The sequence below is a fragment of the Micromonospora sp. NPDC005161 genome, from assembly GCF_053599855.1.
This window is the reverse complement of record NZ_JBSFYQ010000018.1, coordinates 90,246-111,860: the sequence shown is the minus strand read 5'-3', so window position 1 is coordinate 111,860 and position 21,615 is coordinate 90,246. Positions and strand designations below refer to the sequence as shown.

Annotated in this window: 8 protein-coding genes; 6 read left to right on the top strand and 2 right to left on the bottom strand. The window is 75.2% G+C overall.

The annotated features are described in order from the left end of the window. Window positions 1-60: 60 nt before the first annotated feature. Both ACWD5O_RS19060 and ACWD5O_RS19055 read right to left on the bottom strand, forming a co-directional pair. The gene (locus ACWD5O_RS19060; protein ID WP_354966730.1) at window positions 61-1,098 is read right to left on the bottom strand and encodes an L-dopachrome tautomerase-related protein; all 1,038 of its coding nucleotides are present in this window, start codon (window positions 1,096-1,098) and stop codon (window positions 61-63) included. A gap of 149 nt (window positions 1,099-1,247) precedes the next feature. Continuing rightward, on the bottom strand, window positions 1,248-1,670 hold the full coding sequence (locus ACWD5O_RS19055) for an MmcQ/YjbR family DNA-binding protein (RefSeq protein WP_387326608.1): 423 nt from the start codon (window positions 1,668-1,670) through the stop codon (window positions 1,248-1,250). 288 nt (window positions 1,671-1,958) lie between these two features. Here ACWD5O_RS19055 and ACWD5O_RS19050 point away from each other — a divergent pair, with 288 nt between their 5' ends. The 6 genes from ACWD5O_RS19050 (at window position 1,959) to ACWD5O_RS19025 (ending at window position 21,614) form a co-directional block, all read left to right on the top strand. Further along, window positions 1,959-3,707 (top strand): non-ribosomal peptide synthetase, encoded by a 1,749-nt coding sequence (locus tag ACWD5O_RS19050; RefSeq protein WP_354966728.1) that lies wholly within the window; start codon window positions 1,959-1,961, stop codon window positions 3,705-3,707. Then, entirely contained in the window at window positions 3,704-6,811 is a 3,108-nt protein-coding gene (locus tag ACWD5O_RS19045) for an amino acid adenylation domain-containing protein (RefSeq protein ID WP_354966727.1), read from the top strand. The genes ACWD5O_RS19050 and ACWD5O_RS19045 overlap by 4 nt, the downstream gene beginning before the upstream one ends. Further along, complete coding sequence (locus ACWD5O_RS19040; RefSeq protein ID WP_354966726.1) at window positions 6,747-7,571, top strand: alpha/beta hydrolase family protein; 825 nt, start codon at window positions 6,747-6,749, stop codon at window positions 7,569-7,571. The genes ACWD5O_RS19045 and ACWD5O_RS19040 overlap by 65 nt, the downstream gene beginning before the upstream one ends. Further along, a complete protein-coding gene (locus ACWD5O_RS19035) occupies window positions 7,568-7,912 on the top strand; it encodes a phosphopantetheine-binding protein (protein ID WP_450005061.1) in 345 nt (114 codons plus the stop codon). The genes ACWD5O_RS19040 and ACWD5O_RS19035 overlap by 4 nt, the downstream gene beginning before the upstream one ends. Continuing rightward, window positions 7,905-19,706 (top strand): amino acid adenylation domain-containing protein, encoded by an 11,802-nt coding sequence (locus ACWD5O_RS19030; protein ID WP_450086072.1) that lies wholly within the window; start codon window positions 7,905-7,907, stop codon window positions 19,704-19,706. Before ACWD5O_RS19035 ends, ACWD5O_RS19030 begins: the two co-directional genes overlap by 8 nt. Before the next feature lie 105 nt (window positions 19,707-19,811). Continuing rightward, window positions 19,812-21,614, top strand: a complete 1,803-nt coding sequence (locus ACWD5O_RS19025) for an acyl-CoA dehydrogenase (protein ID WP_450086071.1) — start codon at window positions 19,812-19,814, stop codon at window positions 21,612-21,614. Window position 21,615: the final 1 nt, after the last annotated feature.

The window sequence follows — 21,615 nt, the reverse complement described above, 5'->3', positions numbered from 1 at the left end:
GGACCGGACCCTAGCCGGGCCCTCCGACATCGCCGCCGCACCCGCCGAGCGTTCGTTCGTTCAGCAGTGGTCCAGTGCGGGCGGGCCGGCGTCGACCGGCATCCGGTAGATCCGGACCGGGTAGTCGACGGCGGCGCGCCCGCCGTTGAGCCCGGCGGTCAGGTGCAACTGGGCGGCCGGCAGCCAGAGCTGGGCGTCGGCGTCGATCCACATGGCGTCCACCCAGGCGAGCCGGGAGTCGGCGACGAGTGTGCGCACGGTGCGGTCCGGCGCCAGGGCGAGGATGCGCCGTCGTTCCACATCGCTGAGGTAGATGGTGCCGGCGGCGTCGATCGCCGTACCGCCGGTGCTCGGGGTGTCGAACCACCGTTCGACCCGCCGGCCCAGTTCGTCCGCGGACACCGACGGGTCGTCCAACCACCGGGTGCCGATGCGGGACATCCCGCCGGAGGCCGGTTGGTAGTACAGCCACCGGCCGTCGGGGGACACCTCCACCTGGTCGGCGTGCACGTGGACCTCGCCGCCGTCGGGGTCGCGCAGGGGACGGCCGTCCGCCACCAGGCGCCCGCCCACGGTGCTCGGATGTCCGTCCAGAACCCGCCTGGCCCGCCCCGAGTCGAGGTCGAGCACGATCAGGCCCGGCGAACCGGCGTCGGTCAGGTAACCGACGCCGTCGTGGAACCGGACGTCGTCGACGTAGCTGGTGGGGTGCACCGCCGACTCCAGGTGGTAGATCCGGTCGACCCGGTCGCTGTCCGGGTCGACCACGATCAGCCGGGCCCCGCCCGGGACCTGCCGGGTGCCGATCCCCGGCGCGCCCGCGTCGATGATCCACAGCCGGCCGTCCGGGCCGGCACGCAGCCCGTTGACGGTGACGAACGCGGCGTCCGGTGGCTGATCGGCCTGATTCCACGCGGCATCCGGGTACGGGTCGCGCCGGCCGTCCGGCAGTGCCTCGGCGACCCGCACGCCCGGCCCGTCCGCCGACGGGTAGCTCAGAAAGATGCGCCCCCGCAGGGTCGTCACGCCCGTGCACACCCGGTCCTCGGCGAGCACCGGCGTCAGTCGAGGGTCCTCCTCGGTGGGCAGCGTGGACACGGGACCGCTCCTCACTCGCCCGACGGCGTCGTGGGCTCCAACCGGTGGCCGGGGGAGCCGACCACCCGGCGCGCGGTATCCCCGGGTCGTGCCGCCCGAAACCGGCGGCCCGTGGGTCGCCGCCGACCGCCACCCGCCCGGCGGGGCGCTCAGCCGGGTGGCGGGGCCGGTCGGTCCACCAGGGCCGCGAGACGCTTCGGGGCGAGCAGGCAGTAGCTCTCGGTCAGCAGCTCGGCGACCTCGTCCCAGCCGGTGTCGTCGTCCACGACCATGCCGAGCACGGTCGGGCCCCACTCCGGCTTGTAGAAGGGATGCCCGCTGGCCACCAGCCCGGCGATCTCGTCGGGCGGTGAGCGGAAGATCAGCAGGCAGGTCGGGCGGTCCACGTCCGCGGCGCGCGCATGGGCGGCCTGGTGGTCGGGATCGACGGTGAGCACGTGGGCGAAGGTCCGCTTGCGGATCCGCCAGCGGGTGCCCACCCACGCCGGCTCCTCGTACGTCTCCGGCAGCCCGAGGCAGATCGGCCGCAGCCGGTCGAGGACCTCGGGTGGGACGTCTCCAGGTTCGGTCACGGTCCGCGACCCTAGCCGGGCGGTACGACAGGTCACCGTCTCGCACGGCGGTACGGGCGTACGGGACGTGTGTCGACGGACTAGCGAGTGAGCAGGGCAGACGTCAATAGACCTACGTGCATGAAATTGAGAGCGATCGGCATCCCGGGTCATCGGTGTCGGCTGATGGCCGTGACACCTACAGCGATGCCAGGATTGCTCGTGGTAACAAGTTCTGCCACACCGTTACGCGCCGTCGCCGTCGCGTCGACCGGGAGCCGATGTCGTGATCCGACCCAGCGGACAACTGTGACCGCCGTTCCGAACGCCGGCCCGGACCGTCCGACCAGTGTTCCCGCCGAGGTGCTGCGCCGGGCCGCCGCGTACCCCGAACGACCTGCGGTCGTCGACCGGCACGGCACCCTGCGGTACCGCGATCTGGTGACCGAGGCGACCGTCCTGGCCGGGGCTCTCGCCCGCGAGCTGCCCCCGCCGGCGACCGGACACCCGGACCCGGTCGTGGCGGTGCTGCAACCACGCACCGCCGCCGCGGTCGTCGGCCCGCTCGCCGCCATGTTCTGCGGCGCCGCCTTCCTGCCGCTGGACCCGTCGTCGCCGCCGGCCCGGATCGCCCAGATCCTGGCCGACGCGCGGTGCCGGGTCGCGGTCGCCGCCGAGGAGCTCGTCGAGCGACTGCCCGCCGGTGTCACCGTCGTCCGGGCCGGTCAGGAGGAGCACCTGCGGCTGTCCGAACCGGACGACCTGGCGTACCTGATCTCCACCTCGGGGTCGACCGGCCGTCCGAAGCAGGTCGAGGTCACCCACCGGAGCCTGTGGACCGTGCTGGACTGGTACGCGCGGTTCTTCCGGCTCGGCCCGGGGGTGCGCACCGCGGCCTTCGCCGGCCTGGCCTTCGACGCCGCCCTGCTGGACATCTGGGCGCCGCTGATCCGTGGCGCGACGGTGGTGCTCGCCGACGAGGAGGTGGCGCGGGACCCGGAGGGGATCGCCGAGGCCCTGCGCGGGGTGGAGCACTGCTTTCTCAGCACCCCGCTGGCCGAGCAGCTGCTGCGCTCCGACGTGGACACCGGCCGGCTGCGCACCCTGGCCACCGGAGGCGACCGGCTGCGGCTCTGGCCACCCACCGGCTTCGGCGCGGCGGTGCACAACCTTTACGGGCCCACCGAGGCGACCATCCTGGTCACCGCCACCGATGACCTGCGCCGCTACGCCGACCGGGGCGGGCCGCCGCCGATCGGCCGAGCGGTCGCGGGCGCCCTGCTGACCCTGGACGGCGAGGTCGAGGGGGAGCTGGTGATCGGCGGGCCGGTGCTGGCCCAGGGTTACCGGGCGGGCACCGAAACCGCCACGGCGTTCGGGACCGGCCCCGACGGCGTCTCGCGGCACTACCGGACCGGGGACGTCTGCCGCCGGGACGCCGCCGGTGAGCTGCACTTCGTCGGCCGCGTCGACGGCCAGGTCAAGATCCGTGGTCAGCGCATCGAGCTGCGCGAGGTGGAGAGCGCCCTGCTGGAGCTGCCCGGGGTCGGTCAGGCGGCCGCCGAGCCCGTGCACCGCGCCGGGGCGGCGCTGCTGGTGGCCTGGGTGACCGGTCCGGTCACACCCGAGGCGGTACGCGCCGGGCTGCGCGACCGGCTGCCCGCGGCGATGGTGCCGCACACGGTGGACGTCCGGGACGCTCTGCCGCTGACCCCGAACGGCAAGCTGGACCGGGCCGCGTTGCGTGCCGACACCGAGCGGTGCTGGTCGGCCGAGGACGCCGCCACACCGCCCTCGGCCGAAACGACGGTGACCGATCCGGCCGGGGCCGCGGTGGCCGAGGCGTGGCGGGCCGTCCTCGGCGCGCCCCCACGTCCGGAGGACGACTTCTTCCTGTCCGGCGGGGACTCGCTGCTCGCGGTGCGGCTCACCGCCCAGCTCCGGCAGGGGCTGCGGATCGAGGTACGGGCGGCGCTGCTCTACCAGCACCGCCGCTACGCCGACTACCTCGCCGCGGTACGGGCACTGGGCGCGGACGAGGCCGGTGCGACGCGGTGACCGGCACCCTGCTCACCCGCCTGCTCACCGCCGGCCGGCGGCGCCCCGAGGCGATCGCCGTGCACGCCGACGACGGCCGGGTCAGCTGGGGACGGCTGCTCGACCTGGCCGGTCGGTACGCCGCCAGCTACCGGGCGTACGGCGTCGGCCCGGGCCACCGGGTCGGAGTACTGCTCGAACCGGGGCCCCACGCGGTGGCCGCCGCGGTCGGCGCGTTCGCGGTGCGGGCGGCGTACGTGCCGCTGGACCCGGCCCAGCCGCCGGCCCGGATCGGCACGCTGGTCGACGTGGCCGACCCCCTGCTGGTGGTGGCCGAGTCCGCCGTGCCGGGGCGGCCGGTGCTCCGCCCGGCCGCCGTCGTCGGCCGACCGGGCTTGCCGCTCGCGGACATCGGGGCACCGTCCGACGTGGCGTACGTCGTGCACACGTCCGGCTCGACCGGCGTCCCGAAGGCGGTGCAGGTCGAGCACGCCAACCTGACCAACCTGCTCGTCGACCTGGACGAGCGGGCCCCGGTGCCGGCCGGGCACACCGGCACCTGGTGGACCCGGCCCTCGTTCGACGTGGCGATCTGGGAGTGCCTCGCGCCGCTGAGCCGCGGCGGGACCGTGCGGGTGGTCCCGGCCGCGGCCCGCCACGACGGTGCGGCGCTCGCCGCGTTCCTGGACGTGTGCGGGGCGCAGAGCGCCTACGTGCCGCCGGCGTTCCTGCCGGAGCTGCACGCGCTGCTGCGCGCCGAGTCGGGCGCGCTGTCCGGCCTGCGCCGGCTGCTGGTCGGGGTGGAGCCCATTCCCCGCTCACTACTGGAGGCGATCGCCCGCAGCCGGCCCAACCTCACCGTGGTCAACGGGTACGGGCCGGCCGAGACCACCGTCTGCTGCACCCTGTACGTGCTGCCCCACCACGGCGCGACGCCCGGCGAACGCACCCCGATCGGCACCCCGGTCCGGGGCACCACGCTGCTGCTGCGCCACGCCGACGGGTCGTACCACCGCACCGGCACCGGGGAGCTGGTCGTCGCGGGCGCGGCGGTTGCCCGAGGCTACCTGCGTGCGCCGGCCGGAGCCCCCGCGTTCATCGCGGACCCGACGCAGCTCGACCGTCGCGCCTACCGCACCGGCGACCTGGTACGCACGCTGCCCGACGGCAACCTGCTCTTCCTCGGCCGCGCCGACCGGCAGGTCAAGATCCGTGGGTTCCGGATCGAGCCGGCGGAGGTGGAGGCGGTGCTGCGCGGCCTGCCCGGGGTGCGGGACGTGGTGGTCGCCGCCCGGCGGCTCTCCGGAGCCGGTGACGTGCTGGTGGCGTACCTGGCGGTGGAGCCGGGCAGCGGGATCACCGAGCGCGCCGCGCGCGGGTACGCGGCCGAGCGGCTGCCGGCGTACGCGGTGCCGGCCGCGGTGCTGCTGCTGTCCCGGCTGCCGCTCACCCCGCACGGCAAGTACGACCATGACCAGCTCGCCGCCCAGCCACTGCCCGCTGGGGTGCCCGGCCCCGGCGCTCCCGCGAATCTGTCGGACGACCCGCTCGACACCGGGCGGCGGTCCGGGTCGCTGGAGCTGGTGCTGGCCACCTGGCGTCGGTTGCTGCCGGTGCGCGACGTCCGCGCCGGGGACAGCTTCGTCGCGCTGGGCGGCACCTCGCTGGCCGCCGCCCGCGCGGCGGCCTGGCTCAGCGAGCGCACCGGTGTCCCGGTGAGCGCCGGCGACGTGCTGCGGGCCGACGACGCCGCCACGCTCGCCCAACGGCTCGCCGGTCCGGCCGGACCCGATCCGGTCCCCGTCGGCGGAGCGGGCCCGGTCACCGCTGGCGGACGCGGCCCGGTCGGGGCGCGGCAGGCGCCACTGACCCCCGAGCAGCTCGGTGTCTGGCTGCACGACGAGCTCCACCCCGGCAGCACCCTCTACAGCGAGCCGGTCCGCTTCGGCACCGACGCGCCGGTGGACCTGCCCCGGTTGGTCGACGCGTTGCGCCGGGCGCTGGCCGGGCATCCCGCGTTCGGCGCCGGACTGCGGCTCGTCGACGGGCTGCCCGAGCTGGTGCTCGACCGGCACCGGCCGGAGGTGCGGGTGCGCCGGTTCGCCGACCCGGCCGAGCTCGACGCCGCCGTGCGGGCCCACGCCGAACGGCCCTTCGACACCACCGCCGAACCGCTGCTGCGCTGCGCGGTGCTCACCACCGGGCGGCGTACCGAGGTGCTGCTGGTCTGGCACCACCTGGTGGTGGACGCCTGGTCGCTGCGGCTGCTCCTGGCCGACGTCACCCGCTGCCACGCCGACCCGGCCTGGTCGCCTCCGGTGTCCGCCACCACGGTGTGCGACCTGGGGCTGCGCCGGTCGGCGTGGGTGGCGGGCGAAGCGGGCCAGGCAGCCGTCGCGGCGGCCGTGGCCCGGGTCCGCGACGTGCCGGAGCCGGCGCCCGCCGCCCACGCCGGGCGGACCGTGCTGACCCGGCCGGTGCGGGCGTCGGCCGCCGCGCTGTCCCGTCCCGGCGGCGGCACCGCCACCGAACTGGTCGCCGCCGCGTACGCCCGCGCCCTGGGCGGGCTGCTGGACCGGGACACCGTGCTGATCGGCTGCGCGAGCGACACCCGCCGGGCCGCCGACGAGTTCGACGTCGCCGGGTACGCGGTGAACACCGTCCTGCTGCGCTGCGACGACGTGCGAGCCGGTGACTGGGCCGACCTCGTCGACCGGGTCGGCGGGCACCTGCGGCGGGTGGCGGCCGAGCAGGCCCCGTTCGCCGGGGTGGCGCGGGAGGTACGGCGCGGCACCGGAGCGCCGCCGGGGACCTACCCGACGTGCTACCTCGACTCGGTGGAGGAACCGGAGCTGGTCACCGGCGCGGTTCGCTGGCAGCGGCGGGAGCTGCACCGCGCCGCGAACCGCTTCCCACTCTGCCTCACCCTGCGCCACGCGGCGTCCGGCGCGCTGTCGATCCTCGTCGAGGCCGATGGCGGGCTGCTCGACCGGCCCGCCGTCACAGCGCTCGCCACCGCCGTCACCGATCAGCTCGAGGCGTACGCACAAGGAGATCCTGATGGCACGGACGATCGCGTTGCAGCAGGTCGCCGACGGACGGGCCGGGTGCCTGCTGACGATTGAGTTCCCCGGCGACTCCACCGGGGCCGGCCTGGCCGCGGCGCTCGCCACGGCCGAGACGGACGCCTCGCGCGGCCACCGGCCAGCCGGTATCGACCGGCACCAGGTGTGGCGGCTGGACCCGGTGACCAGTGTGGAGCTGGACGGCGGGCTGCCCGACCACGCCACCCTGGCCAACGCCGCCTCGGCCGAGTTCCTGCGCCGCCGGCCAACCGGCTCGGGCCCGCTCACCGTGGTCGGCTACTGCAGCGCGGCGATCTTCGCCGGGCACCTGACCCGAGCCCTGGTCGAGGCCGGGTCGCCACCGGACGCGCTGGCCCTGGTGGCGGCAACCGTGCCCGACGAGCGGGCCGCCTGGCGGGAGTACGCCACGCTGCACCGCAAGCTGACCGGCGAGGCCGCGCCGCCGCCCGTCCCGGCCGAGCCGCACGTGGTCGTCGCGCGCTGGCGGGCCGAGCTGGGCGGGCACGCCCGCGCGTTCGTCGCCGCGCAGGGCTTCCCGCCAGCCGAGGCGGAGACCGCCGCGCAGGAGATCACCGGCCGCTACCTGGCCTGGCTGTGGTTCCTGCTGGACGCCGCCCGGGCCGGCGAGGCACGGGTGCCCTGCCCGGTCACCGTGCTGGCCGACGACGCGCAGGCTCTCGACCGGCTGGCGTACCGGCCGGCCGTCGCGGCCTCTCGCCCGGCGACGGGCCACACGACATCACCAGACCACAGCGGCGCCGGCGTGGGAGCCGGCGCGGACGACGGGGGAACAGCATGACGACGAACGGACAACCGGTACGGGCCGACGCACTCGGACGGGTCGTCGCGGACGCCTGGGGAGCGGCGTTGGGCGTGGACGGGCTCACCGGACAGGACCACTTCTTCGAGCGCGGCGGCGACTCGCTCGCCGCCGCCCGGATGGCCGCGCGGCTGCGTACCGCGCTGGACGTGCGGGTGCCCCTCAACGCGGTCTTCGAGCACCCCAGCCTGGGTGGGTTCACCACGGCGCTGCGCGCCGAGCACGGACCGGCGGTGGACGAGGCCGCCGCTCTGTACCTGAGCGTGCTCGCCTGCTCGGACGCGGACGCCGAGGCGCTGATCGGACGCCTCGATGACTGACCTGCTCTCGCCGCGCAAGGCCGCGCTGCTGGCGGCGCTGCGCGCCCGCCGGGCCGCCGAGACCACCGAGGCATCCGCCACCCCGGACGGCACCGGGCACGGGCCGGCGGGTTCCCGGGTGGTCTCCGCCGGTCAGCGGCAGATGTGGTATCTCGACCAGGCGACGCCGGGCGACCCCGCGTACCTGGCGCCGGTGGCGTACCGGCTGCGCGGGCCCCTGAACGTGCCGGCCCTCGCCGTGGCCGTGGACGCCCTGGTGGCCCGGCACGAGCCGTTGCGCACCACGCTGCGCCTCGACGACGGCGACCTGGTGCCGGTGCTGCGGCCGCCCGGCACCGGGTTGCTGCGGCTCGCCGACCTGACCGGCCTGCCCGGGGCGGCCCGGGAGGCCGAGCTGAACGCCCGGCTGGCCGCCGAGGCCGCCACCCCGCTCGACCTGACCGACGGCCCGGTGCTGCGGGCCACCCTGTTCCGGCTCACCGACACCGAGCACGTGCTGGCGCTGACCGTCCACCACGTCGCGGTCGACGAGTGGTCGCTGCGGATCGCGGCAGCCGAGCTCGCCGAGGGGTACGCCGCACACCAGGCCGGACGGCCACCCGAGGTGCCCGACCTGCCGATGTCCTACCAGGACTGGGCCGGGCGTCAGCGGCGCTGGTTGGCCGGCCCGCAGGCCGCCGCGCAGCGGGACTGGTGGCGGGAGCGACTGGCCGGCGCGCCCCCGGTGCCCGAGCTGCCCGGCGGCCTCGCCCGGTCGACCGCGCCCATCAACGCGGGCGCTACCCTGGTCGTGCCGCTGGACGTACCGACGGAGACGCTGCGGGCGGCCTGCCGCCGGCTCACCGTCACCCCGTACCTGCTGCTGTTCGCCGCGTTCCAGGTGCTGCTGGCCCGCTGGACCGGCAGCGACGACGTGCCGGTCGGCACCCCGGTCGGCAACCGCCGCGACCCGGACACCGAGCCGCTGGTCGGCCTGCTCGTCAACACCCTGATGATCCGCGCCGACCTGACCGGCGACCCCAGCTTCGCGGAGCTGACCACCCGGGTCCGCGCCGCCGTGCTCGCCGCGCAGGAGCGCCAGGAGCTGCCGTTCGAGGAGCTGGTCGCCGTCGCCCGCCCGGCCCGCCGCGCCGGGCACGACCCGCTGTTCCAGGTGATGTTCCTGTACGCGGACGCCACCGCGCCGCCGCCGCTGCCCGGCATCGAGGTGAGCCCGATCGAGGTCCCGACGGCCACCGCCAAGTTCGACCTGACCGTGGCGGTACGGCCCGGCCCCGGCGGGCTGGAGGCCGCGCTGGAGTACCGCACCGACGTGTTCGACGCCGCCACGATGGACCGGTTCGCCGCGGCCTTCCGTACCCTGCTCGCCGACCTGCTCGCCGACCCGGACGCTCCGGTGCGCGCCGCCCGGCTGCTCACCGACGCCGACCGCGAGCTGATCCTGCACACCTGGAACGACACCGCCACCGACGCACCCGAGGTCGGCTCGGTGCACGCCCTGATCGAGCGGCAGGCCCGCCGCCACCCCGACGCGGTGGCGGTCACCGACGGGGCGCGGACGTTGACCTACCGCGAGGTGGACGTCCGGGCCGACGCGCTCGCCGCGACCCTGCGCGAGCGCGGCGTCGGCGTCGGCGACCTGGTGGGCATCCTGCTCGACCGCACCGGCGCGCTGCCGGTGGCGATCCTCGCGGCGCTCAAGGCCGGCGCCGGGTACGTGCCGCTGGATCCGGCGCACCCGCCCGCCCGGCTGCGCTGGGTGCTCGACGACACCGCCGCGCGGGTGGTGCTCACCTCGGCCGCGCTGCGCTCCCGGCTGCCGGCCGGCCCGGCCGAGCCGGTCGAGGTGGACCTGAGCGCGCCGGTCACGCCACCCGACAGCGTGCCCCCGGTGCCGGTCGGCCCCGACGACCTGGCGTACGTCATCCACACCTCCGGGTCCACCGGGCGCCCCAAGGGCGTGCTGGTCACCCACGAAGGCGTGGTCAACTACCTGCGCTGGGCCGCCGCGGCGTACCGGATCGGGCCGGGCGACGAGGTGCCGGTGCACTCCTCGGTCGGCTTCGACCTCACGGTGACCAGCCTGCTGGTGCCGCTGGCCGCCGGCGGCACCGTGCACCTGCTCGACGACGACGCGGGCCGGGCCGGCCTCGGCGCGGCGCTGCTCGACCGGACCAGCCCGTACGGCCTGGTCAAGCTCACCCCGGCCCAGTTGGAGATCGTCAACCGGCAGGTCACGGAGGCCGGGGCGCCCGGCCGGACCCGGCTGTTCGTGATCGGCGGGGAGAACCTGCGCGCCGACCAGGTCGCGCTCTGGCGGGCGCACGCCCCGGGCACCCGGCTGATCAACGAGTACGGCCCGACCGAGACGGTGGTCGGCTGCGCCGTGTACGAGGTTGGCCCGGACACCCCGCAGCACGGCTCGGTGCCGATCGGCCGGCCGATCGCGAACACCCAGCTGTACGTGCTGGACGACCGACTCGACCCGGTCCCGGCCGGCCTGCCCGGCGAGTTGTACGTCGGCGGGGCCGGCGTGGCCCGCGGCTACCTCAACCGGCCCGGCCTGACCGCCGACCGGTTCGTGCCAGACCCGTTCGGGGGCGGCGGACGGCGGCTCTACCGCACCGGTGACCTGGCGCGGTACCGCCCGGACGGCACGCTGGAGTTCCTGGGCCGCGCCGACCGGCAGATCAAGCTGCGCGGCCACCGCATCGAGCCCGGCGAGGTGGAGGCGGCGCTGCGCCGGCTGCACCCCGCTGCTGACGTCGCTGTCGTGCTGCGGCACGACGACCCGGACGACCCTCGGCTGGTCGCCTACCTCACCGGCGACCCGGATCGGGCCGCGCTGCGCGCCGGTCTGCGCGCGGAGCTGCCGGAGCACCTGGTGCCGGCCGCCTTCGTGGGCGTACCCGCCCTGCCGCTGACCGGCAACGGCAAGCTCGACGCGTCCGCCCTCCCCGCACCGGCGGCGGACGGCACCGACAGCGGGCGCCCGCCGACCAGTGCCCCGACCGATGCCAGCGGGACCGTGGGTGCTCCCGACGACGAGCGGCGTCGGCCGGCGGTGGGCGCGGGGGCGTCGGCCGGCGACCGGGCGGAGGCCCGGAGGTTGGTGGCCGAGGTGTGGCGCGAGGTGCTCGGCGTGCCCCGGGTCGGCGAGCGGGACAACTTCTTCGACCTCGGTGGACACTCGCTGCGGCTGCTGGCCGTCCACCGGCTGCTGGTCGACCGGCTCGGGCCGGTGGTGACGGTCACCGACCTGTTCCGGCACACCACCGTCGAGGCGCTGGCCGACGTGCTGGCCAACGCCGCGTCAACCGTCCTGGCTGACCCCGCCGCGGAACGTGCCCGGGTGGCGCCCCGGCCGGTACCGGCGCCCACCCGGACCGCGCCGCCGGCCGACGCGATCGCCGTGGTCGGGATGGCCTGCCGCTTCCCCGGGGCCCGGACGCCCGAGGAGTTCTGGCGGATCATCCGCGACGGCGTCGACACGGTCCGCGAGTTCAGCACCGTGGAACTGCTCGCCGACGGAGCCGACCCCGCACTCGTCGACGACCCGGCGTACGTGCGCCGGGGCAGCGAGCTGGCCGACATCGACCGCTTCGACGCGGCCTTCTTCGGTTTCACGCCCCGGGAGGCGCAACTGCTCGACCCGCAGCACCGGTTGCTGCTGGAGTGCGCCTGGGAGGCGTTGGAACGCGCCGGGCACGACCCGGAGGCGTACCCGGGGCAGGTGGGGCTGTTCGCCGGCTCCGGGCGTAGCACCTACCTGCTGGAACACCTGCTCACCGACGCGGACCTCGTGGACGCGGTGGGCGGCTACCAGCTCGCGCTGAGCAACGACAAGGACTTCCTGACCAGCCGGGCGTCGTACAAGCTGAACCTCACCGGGCCGAGCGTCAGCGTCAGCACCGCCTGCTCCAGTTCGCTGGTCGCCGTGCACCTGGCCCGTCAGAGCCTGCTCACCGGCGAGTCCGACCTGGCGGTCGCCGGCGGTGTGAGCGTCGTCCCGGCGCAGCGGCGGGGCTACCTGCACCACGATGGCGGCCTGTTCTCACCGGACGGGCACTGCCGGCCGTTCGACGCCGATGCCCGGGGCGCCATCGCGGCCAGCGGCATCGGGCTGGTCGTCCTGCGCCGACTCACCGACGCGATCGCCGACGGCGACCTGATCCACGCCGTCATCCGCGGCTCGGCGGTGAACAACGACGGCGCCCGGCGGGCCGGCTACTCCGCCCCCGGTGTCGCCGGGCAGGTCGAGGTGGTCAGCCGGGCGCTGGCCACCGCCGGCGTGAGCCCGCGCGACATCGGCTACCTGGAAGCGCACGGCACCGGCACCCTGTTCGGCGACCCCATCGAGGTCAACGCGCTCACCGAGGCGTTCCGGCGCGGCACCGCCGACCGGCAGTTCTGCGCGCTCGGTTCGGTCAAGGCCAGCATCGGGCACACCGACGCCGCCGCCGGGGTGGCCGGGCTGATCAAGGCCGTGCTGGCGTTGCGACACCGCACGCTGCCGCCGGCGGTGAACGTCCGGCGGCCCAACCCGGCGATCAACCTGGCGGACAGCCCCTTCGATCTGCCGGCGCAGGCCCGGCCCTGGCGGGCCGACGGTCAGCCCCGCCGGGCAGCCGTCAGCTCATTCGGAATGGGCGGCACCAACGCGCACCTCGTGCTGGAGGAGGCGCCCGAACCGGCCACCCCGCCCGCCCCGACACCGGTCGGGCCGGAGCTGCTGGTGCTCTCCGCGCGGACGTCCGCCGCGCTGGAGCGGGCCACCGACGCGCTGCGGGGACATCTCGACGCGTACCCCGGGCTGGGGTTGCCGGAGGTGGCGGCGGCGTTGGGCCGGCGGCAGTCGATGGCGTACCGGCGGGCCGTGGTCTGCGGCGACCGCGCTGACGCGGTCGACGCGCTGGCCATGCCGGAGCGGCTGCTCAGCGCCGCGTCGGACCGGACCGACGCGGGGCTGGCCTTCGCCTTCCCGGGCCACGGCACGCAGCATCCCGGGATGGGGGCCGGGCTGTACCGGGCCGAGCCCGGCTACCGGGCCGTGGTGGACGAGTGCGCGGACCTGCTGCGCGGGCCGCTCGGGCTGGATCTGCGCCGGGTTTTCGTCCCGGAATCGGACGACCTCGACGTCGCGTCGCGACTGCTGGCCGAACCCCGGATCATCCAACCCGCGCTCTTCGTCACCGAGTACGCGCTCGCCCGGCTGCTGCTCGACCGGGGGCTGCGGCCCGAGCTGCTGGTCGGGCACAGCCTCGGCGAGTACGTGGCCGCCTGCCTCGCCGGGGTCTTCGACCTCGCCGACGCGCTGCGGCTGATCTGCGCCCGCAGCCGACTGTCCCAGTCCACCGAGCCGGGGGCGATGCTGGCCGTCGCCCTGCCCGAGGCGGGCATCGCCGCGCTGCTCGGCCCGGAAATCTCACTCGCGGCGGTCAACGCGCCCGAGTTGTGTGTGTTGTCCGGCCGCCCGGCGGCACTGGACGCGTTGGCCGCTCGACTGCGCGCCGAGAAGGTCGAGTACCAGCCGCTGCCGGCCGACCGGGGCTTCCACTCCGCGCTGCTCGACCCGGTGCTCGACGAGTTCCGGGCCGAGGCCCGCCAGGTCACCTACCGGGCGCCCCGGCTGCCGTTCCTGTCCAATGTGACCGGAGCAGAGGCCACCGCCGAGCAGGTCACCGACCCGGAGTACTGGGTGCGGCACCTGCGCGGCACGGTTCGCTTCGCCGACTGCGCCGCGCTGCTGGCCCGAACCGAACTGATGGTCGCCGAGGTCGGCCCGGGGCACACCCTCGGCGGGCTGGTCGGCCAGGCCGGCGTCGCACCACACCGGGTGGTGCCGGTGATGCGCCACCCCCGCGGCGACGGCGACGACCAACGGATCGCGCTGACGGCGGTGGGTCGGCTGTGGCTGGCCGGGGTGCCAGTCGACTGGTCCGCCTTCCACGGCGGACCGCGGCGCCGGGTGGAGCTGCCGACCTACCCGTTCGAGCGGCAACGGCACTGGATCGAGCGCGGCGCACGGACGCAGCTGGCCAGCGGCGTCGCCGCCACGGCCGAGCCGGAGCCGACGGACCTGGCGACCGGCAACCGGCCGGCGCTGCCGAACGCCTTCGTGGCACCCCGCGGCCCGGCCGAGCGGGCCGTGGCGGCGATCTGGACGGAGCTGCTGGGCATCGCACCGGTCGGTGCGCACGACGACTTCTTCGCGCTGGGCGGGCACTCGTTGCTCGCCACTCAGCTCGTCGTACGGGTGCACGCCCGGCTCGGGGTGGCGCTGCCGATCGAGACGGTCTTCGCGACGCCGACCGTCGCCGGCATCGCCGCCGCGTTGCCCACCACCGTCGAGCCGGCGGCGGGCGACGCCGAGGCCCCGCCAGCCCCTGCCGTGGGCGTCGAGCCCCCGCCCCAGCCGTCCGAGCGCATCCCGCGTGGCCCGGCCGGCCCCGCGCCGGTCTCCTCCGGCCAGCGCCGGCTCTGGTTCCTCGAACAGGTCCACGACCAGGTGGCGTACGTGGCGTTCAGTGCCCTGCGCCTGCACGGCGACCTGCGCGTGGACGTGCTGGGCGCCGCGCTCACCGAACTGGTCCGCCGTCACGACGTGCTGCGGACGGTGTTCGAGCCGGGGCCGGACGGCGGCGACCCGGTGCAGGTGGTCCGCCCCGCCGAACCGGTGCCGCTGGCCGTGCGGGAGCTGCCCGCCGGCCCGCCCGAGGCGGACGGCGACCTCGCCGAGCGGGAACGCGTCGCGCTCGTCGCGGTGGCCCGCGAGCCGTACGACCTGGCCACCGGCCCGCTGTTCCGCCCGGTGCTGTTCCGCAGCGCCCCCGACCGGCACGTGCTGGCGCTCGGCATGCACCACATCGTCTCCGACGGCTGGTCGCTCGGGGTGATCCGGGCCGAACTCGGCGCCCTCTACGAGGCGTACCTGGCCGGCGCGCCATCGCCGCTGCCCGAGCTGCCGGTGCGCTACGCCGACTACGCCCGCTGGCAGCGGACCCGCGCCGACGCCGATGACGGCCTCGCCTACTGGACGCGGCAGCTCGCCGGCGCGCCCACCGCCGTGGAGCTGCCCACCGACCGGCCCCGACCGCCGGTGCAGTCCTTCGACGGGGCGGTGGCCCGACGTACCCTCCCGGCGGAGCTGATCGAGCAGGTCCGGGAGCTGGGGCGGCGGCACGGGGCCACGCTCTACATGACGGTGCTCGCCGCCGTGCAGACGCTGCTGTACCGCTACACCGGCCAACGCGACGTCTGCGTCGGTTCGCCGGTGGCCGGCCGGGTCCGCGCCGAGCTGGAGCCGCTGGTCGGCTTCTTCCTCAACAGCCTCGTGCTGCGGACCACGCTCGAGGACGGGTGGGGCTTCGGCCGGCTGCTCGAGGACGTTCGCCGCACCGCGCTGGCCGCGTACGACCATCAGGAGGTGCCCTTCGAGCGGGTGGTGGACGCCCTCGACGTGCCTCGCGACCTGAGCCGCAACGCGCTGTTCCAGGTGATGGTGAACCTGCTCAACCTGCCGGACGAGCCGTTGACGATGGGCGGGCTGCGCGCCGAGCCGCTCAGCGTGGAGAACGGCACCGCCCAGGTCGACCTCACCCTCTACGCGTACGACCGGCCGGAGGGGCTGCTCTGCTGCCTGGAGTACACGACCGCGCTCTACGACGAGGCCACCGCCCAGCGGATGCTGGCACACCTGGAGCAGCTGCTGCGCGGGGTGGTCGCCGAGCCGGACCGGCCCCTGACCGAGGTGGAGATCCTCACCCCGGCCGAGCGGGAGCGACAGCTCGTCGCCTGGAACGACACCGACCGGCCGGTGCCACCGGTGACGCTGACCGCGCTGGTGCAGGAGCAGGTGGCCCGCACCCCGGAGCGGCCGGCGGTCACCTTCGGGTCGACGACCCTGACGTACGCCCAGCTCAACGTGCGCGCCAACCGGCTCGCCCGGCGGCTGCGCCGGGTCGGGGTGGGGCGGGACACCACCGTGGCGGTGTCGCTGGAACGCTCCGCCGACCTGCTTGTCGCGCTGCTCGCCGTGCTCAAGGCCGGCGGCGCGTACGTGCCGCTGGACCCGTCGTACCCCCTGGACCGGCAGCGCTGGGTGCTCACCCACAGCCAGGCCGTCGCGCTGGTCACCGAGGCCGGGCCGGCGGAGTCCTTCGCCGACTTCCCCGGCCCGGTGCTGCGGGTCGACGCCCCCGGCGACGCCGTCGAGTCCTGCCATGACCTGGAGCCGGTGACCACACCGGACGACCTGGCGTACGTGCTCTACACCTCGGGGTCGACCGGGCGGCCGAAGGGGGTGCGGATCAGTCACGCCTCGGTGGTGAACCTGCTGACCGCGATGGCGGACGCCCCCGGGCTGAACGCCGACGACACCCTGGTCGCGCTGACCACGTTCGCCTTCGACATCTCGGTGCTGGAGCTGTTCCTGCCGCTCGTGGTGGGCGCCCGGGTGGTCGTCGCCGGTCGGGACGTCGGCTACGACGCGGGGGCGCTGGCCGAGCTGCTGCGCGCCGAGGAGGCCACCGTGCTCCAGGCCACCCCGGCGACGTGGCGGCTGCTGCTGGCCGCCGGCTGGACCGGGCAGCCGGGCCTGCGGGCGCTCTGCGGCGGGGAGGCGCTGCCCGCCCCACTGGCCCGCGACCTGGCCCCCCGGGTCGGCGAGCTGTGGAACATGTACGGCCCGACCGAGGCGACCATCTGGTCCACCGTGGCCCGGATCGACGCCGACGCCGACGTCACCATCGGCCGTCCCATCGCCAACACCCGGGCGTACGTCCTCGACGGGGCCCTTCGGCCGGTGCCGCTGGGGGTGGTCGGCGAGCTGTACCTCGGCGGCGCCGGGGTGGCGCGGGACTACCTCGACCAGCCGGCGCTGACCGCGGACCGGTTCCTGCCCGACCCGTTCGACGCCCGGCCCGGCGCCCGGCTCTACCGCACCGGCGACCTGGCCCGGTACCGCCCGGACGGCCGGCTGGAGTGTCTGGGCCGCAACGACTCGCAGGTCAAGGTGCGCGGCTTCCGGATCGAGCTGGGTGAGATCGAGGCGGCCCTGCATCGGCATCCCGCCGTGCGGGAGAGCGCCGTCGTGGTCCGCGACCTGGACTCCGAGCCGGCCCTGGTCGGCTACCTGGCGTTGAACGCCGGCGCGGACGACCCGGGCGCCGGCGGCTGGCGGGCGTTCCTGCGCGACTGGCTGCCCGACCACATGGTGCCGGCGGTGTTCGTGCGCCTCGACGCGCTGCCGCTGACCGCGAACGGCAAGCTCGACCGGGCCGCGCTGCCGGCGCCGGAGCGCGGCGGCGCTCGTACCGGGGGCGAGCTGGCCGCGCCGGCCACGCCGGTGCAGGCGGCGCTCGCCGACCGCTGGGCGCAGGTGCTCGGCTACGACCGGGTGGGCATCGACGACGACTTCTTCGACCTGGGTGGGGACTCGTTCACCGCGATCCGGGCGCTGGCCGGCAGCGAGCCGCCGATCAGCGTGCTGGACCTGTTCCGCCACCCCACCATCCGGGGACTCACCGCGCACCTCGACGCGGACGCCGGCGCGCCGGCGCGGCTGTGGCACGAGCTGACCCCGTCGCGGAACGCCGCGCCGGCGGTGACCGTGCTCTGCGTACCGTTCGCCGGCGCCGGCGCGGTCATCTTCCAACCGCTGGCCTCGGCCATGCCGGACCAGGTGGCCCTGCTCGCGCTGCAACGACCGGGGCACGACCTGAACCGGCCGGACGAGCCGGGGCTGGAGATGGACGAGCTGGTCGACGCGTGTGTGGCGGAGGTGACCGCGGGCGTCAGCGGGCCGGTGATCATCTACGGGCACTGCATGGGTGGCGCCACGGCCGTGGAGTTGGGCCGACGGCTGGAACTGGCCGGCGTCGACCTGCGTCGGGTGGTGATCGGCGGGCACTTCCCGGCACCCCGACTGCCGGGCCGGCTCGCCGGTTGGTTCCGGCGGATCTTCCCGCTCGAGCGGTGGACCTCGAAGCGGCACGCGCTGGACTTCCTGCGCGCCATGGGGTTCTTCACCGACGTGCTCGACGAGCGGGAGAAGGACTTCCTGATGACGGTCTTCCTGGCCGACAGCCGGATGGGGGAGGAGTACTACACCGGCGCGTACGCCACCGGGCCGGAAAGCCGGCTCGCCACGCCGCTGGTCTGTGTGATCGGCACGAAGGACCGGGCCACCGAGCTGTACGAGGAACGCTATCTGGAGTGGACCTACTTCGCCGACACGGTGTCCCTGCGCACGATCGAGGGCGCCGGCCACTATTTCCAGAAGCACCAGGCGCCCGAACTCGCCGACATCATCCTGGCCGAGCCCGCCGAGCCCGCCGAGCCGACCGAACCCGCTGAGCCCGCTGAGCCCGCTGAGCCGACCGAGCGTGTGCCGGCGGGTGTTCCCGAGCCGGGCGCCCGCCTCGCCGGCCGGGCCGACGCCGGGCTCGGGGTGTTCTTCGCCGTCGCGTTCGGGCAGCTCGTGTCGCTGATCGGCACCGGGCTGACCGGTTTCGCGCTGGCGCTCTGGGTCTACCAGCGCACCGGCTCCATCTCCTGGTTCGCGGTGGCGTCGGTGCTGGCCCTGCTGCCCGCCGTGGTGCTGTCCCCGATCGCCGGCGCGGTGGCCGACCGGTGGAACCGCCGGCTCATCATGATCGCCGCGGACACGTTCGCGGCCTGCGGCACGGTCACCCTGGCGGTGCTGCTCTGGTTCGGCCGGGCGCAGCTCTGGCACGTGTTCGCCGCGCTCACCGTCAGCGCGATCGCCACCGCGTTCCAACAACCCGCGTACCTGGCCGCCGTGACGCAGTTGGTGCCCAAGCGCTACTACGGCCGGGCCAACGGCATCATCTCGCTGGGCGCGGCGACCAGCACGGTGCTCGCCCCGCTCGCCGGTGGTGCGCTGGTGGTCGCGATCGGGCTGCGCGGCATCGTCCTGCTCGACCTGGCCACCTTCGCCGTGGCGGTCGGCATCACCCTGGCCGTGCGCTTCCCCGACCGGCTGTTCAAGCGGCGCGAGGAGTCGTTCGGCCAGGAGGTGCTGGGCGGCTGGCGGTTCATCGCCGGCCGGCACGGGCTGCTCGCGATGATCATGCTCACCGCCGCGCTCAACTTCTTCTTCGCCATGGTCGAGGTGCTGGCAACCCCGCTCACCCTGTCCTTCGGTGACCCCTCGGTGCTCGGCGTGGTGCTCGCCTCCGGCGGCGCCGGGCTGCTGCTCGGCAGCATCGCGATGGGCGTCTGGGGCGGCACGACCCGGCGGATGACCGGCATCCTGTCCAGCGTGCTGCTGCTCGCGGTCGCCATGGTCACCGTCGGCCTGCGGCCGGAACCGATCTTCCCGGCGCTCGGCCTGTTCGGTCTGGGGTTGACCTCGGCGCTGGTCAACAGCCACTGGTTGGCGATCGTCCAGGCCAAGGTGGGGCTGGAGTTGCAGGGCCGGGTCCTGGCCACCACGCTGATGCTCTCCTGGCTGATGGTGCCCGCCGGGTTCCTCTGCGCCGCCCCGCTGGCCGAGCGGGTGTTCACCCCGCTGGCGTCCGCCGACGGCGTCACCGGTCAGGTGCTGGGTGTCCTGATCGGCCACGGGCCGGGTCGGGGCATCGCCCTGACCGCCGTGGCGGCCGGCCTGTGCACGCTCGCGCTGGCCGTGGTCGGGTGGGCGTACCGGCCGATCCGGCGCCTGGAGGACGAACTGCCGGACGCTGACCCGGGCACCGTCGTGCTCAGCGACAAGGACCGGATCCAGGAACTGGCCGACCGCCAGCTCGCCGAGCTGGCCGGGCGCCGCTGACCCCGCCGCCGGTGGTGTACGCCCGGTCGATCGGTCAGGATGGGCCGGGGCGTCGCCGGGCTGGCGCCCCGCACCGAGTGACCGCCGTGCCCGCTGAGGAGTGCCGTGCCGTCCACCCTGCTCTCCCGCCGCGACCTGGACTTCCTGCTGCACGACTGGCTGCGGGTGTCCGAGCTGGTCGAGCGCCCCCGCTACGCCGAGCACTCCCGGGAGACCTTCGACGACGCCCTCGACCTCGCCGAGCGGGTCGCGACCGAGCAGTTCGCACCGCACAACCGGGCCGCCGACCTCGCCGAGCCGACCTTCGACGGGCAGCGGGTACGGCTGATCCCGGAGGTCCGCGCGGCGCTGGACAGCTTCGCCGACACCGGCCTGCTCACCGCCGGGCTGGACGCCTCGGTCGGCGGCCTGCAACTGCCGCACGCCGTCGCGGCGGCCTGCTTCACCTGGTTCCAGGCCGCCAACGTCGCCACCTCGGCGTACCCGTTCCTCACCCTGGGCAACGCGAACCTCCTGCTGGCGCACGGCAGCGCGGAGCAGGTCGACACCTACGTACGACCCATGCTGGAAGGCCGGTTCTTCGGCACCATGTGCCTGTCCGAGCCGCACGCCGGCAGCTCGCTCGCCGACATCACCACCCGCGCCGAGCCGCAGCCGGACGGCACGTACCGGCTCTTCGGCACCAAGATGTGGATCTCCGGCGGCGATCACGAGCTGGCCGAGAACATCGTCCACCTGGTGCTGGCACGGATCCCCGGCGGCCCGCCCGGGGTGAAGGGCATCTCGCTGTTCATCGTGCCGAAGGTGCTGGTCGGGCCGGACGGCTCGCTCGGCGACCGCAACGACGTGGTGCTGGTCGGGCTCAACCACAAGATGGGCTTCCGGGGCACTACCAACACCCTGCTCAGCTTCGGTGACGGCGGCCACGCCCCCGCCGGTCGCCCCGGCGCGGTCGGTCATCTGGTCGGGCCGCCGCACCAGGGGCTGGCCCAGATGTTCCACATGATGAACGAGGCGCGCATCGGGGTGGGCGCCGGCGCCACCGCGCTCGGCTACACCGGCTACCTCAAGAGCCTGGCGTACGCCCGCGAACGGCCGCAGGGCCGGCCGGTCGGCGCCAAGGACCCGGGCACGCCGCAGGTGCCGATCATCGACCACCCCGACGTACGACGGATGCTGCTGGCTCAGAAGAGCTATGTGGAGGGGGCGCTGGCCCTGGTCCTCTACTGCGCGCGGCTGCTCGACGAGGAGAAGACCGCCCCGGCCGAGGCCGACCGCGAGCGGGCGCACCTGCTGCTGGACGTCCTCACCCCGATCACCAAGAGCTGGCCGTCACAGTGGTGTCTGACCGCGAACGACCTGGCGATCCAGGTGCTCGGAGGGGCCGGCTACACCCGCGACCACGACGTGGAGCAGCACTACCGGGACAACCGGCTCAACCCGATCCACGAGGGCACCCACGGCATCCAGGCGCTGGACCTGCTGGGGCGCAAGATGACGATGCACGGCGGCGCCGGGCTGACCCTGCTGATCTCGACGATCCGCGCGACCGTCGACCGGGCCGGACAGGCCGGGGGTGAGGCCGCCGAGCTCGCCGACCGGCTGGCCGACGCCGTGGATCGGGTCGTCGCGGTGACCCGCCGACTGTGGGCCGACGGTGACCCGGTGCTCGCGCTGGCCAACGCCAGCGTCTACCTGGAGGCGGTCGGGCACGTCGTGGTCGCGTGGATGTGGCTGGAGCAGGTGCTGGCCCTGCCGCCGGAGGGGTCCGGCGACACGTTCCACGCCGGCAAGCGGCAGGCCGCGCGGTACTTCTTCACGGTCGAGCTGCCCCGCACCGGTCCACAGTTCGACCTGCTGGACAGCCGGGACCGCACCACGCTGGACATGCCCGCGGACTGGTTCTGAG

Excerpts from the sequence above, each read along its gene's own strand:
- ACWD5O_RS19040 (WP_354966726.1), top strand. The coding sequence starts at position 6,747 with ATGGCACGGACGATCGCGTTGCAGCAGGTCGCCGACGGACGGGCCGGG.
- ACWD5O_RS19035 (WP_450005061.1), top strand. The coding sequence starts at position 7,568 with ATGACGACGAACGGACAACCGGTACGGGCCGACGCACTCGGACGGGTC.
- ACWD5O_RS19030 (WP_450086072.1), top strand. The coding sequence starts at position 7,905 with ATGACTGACCTGCTCTCGCCGCGCAAGGCCGCGCTGCTGGCGGCGCTG.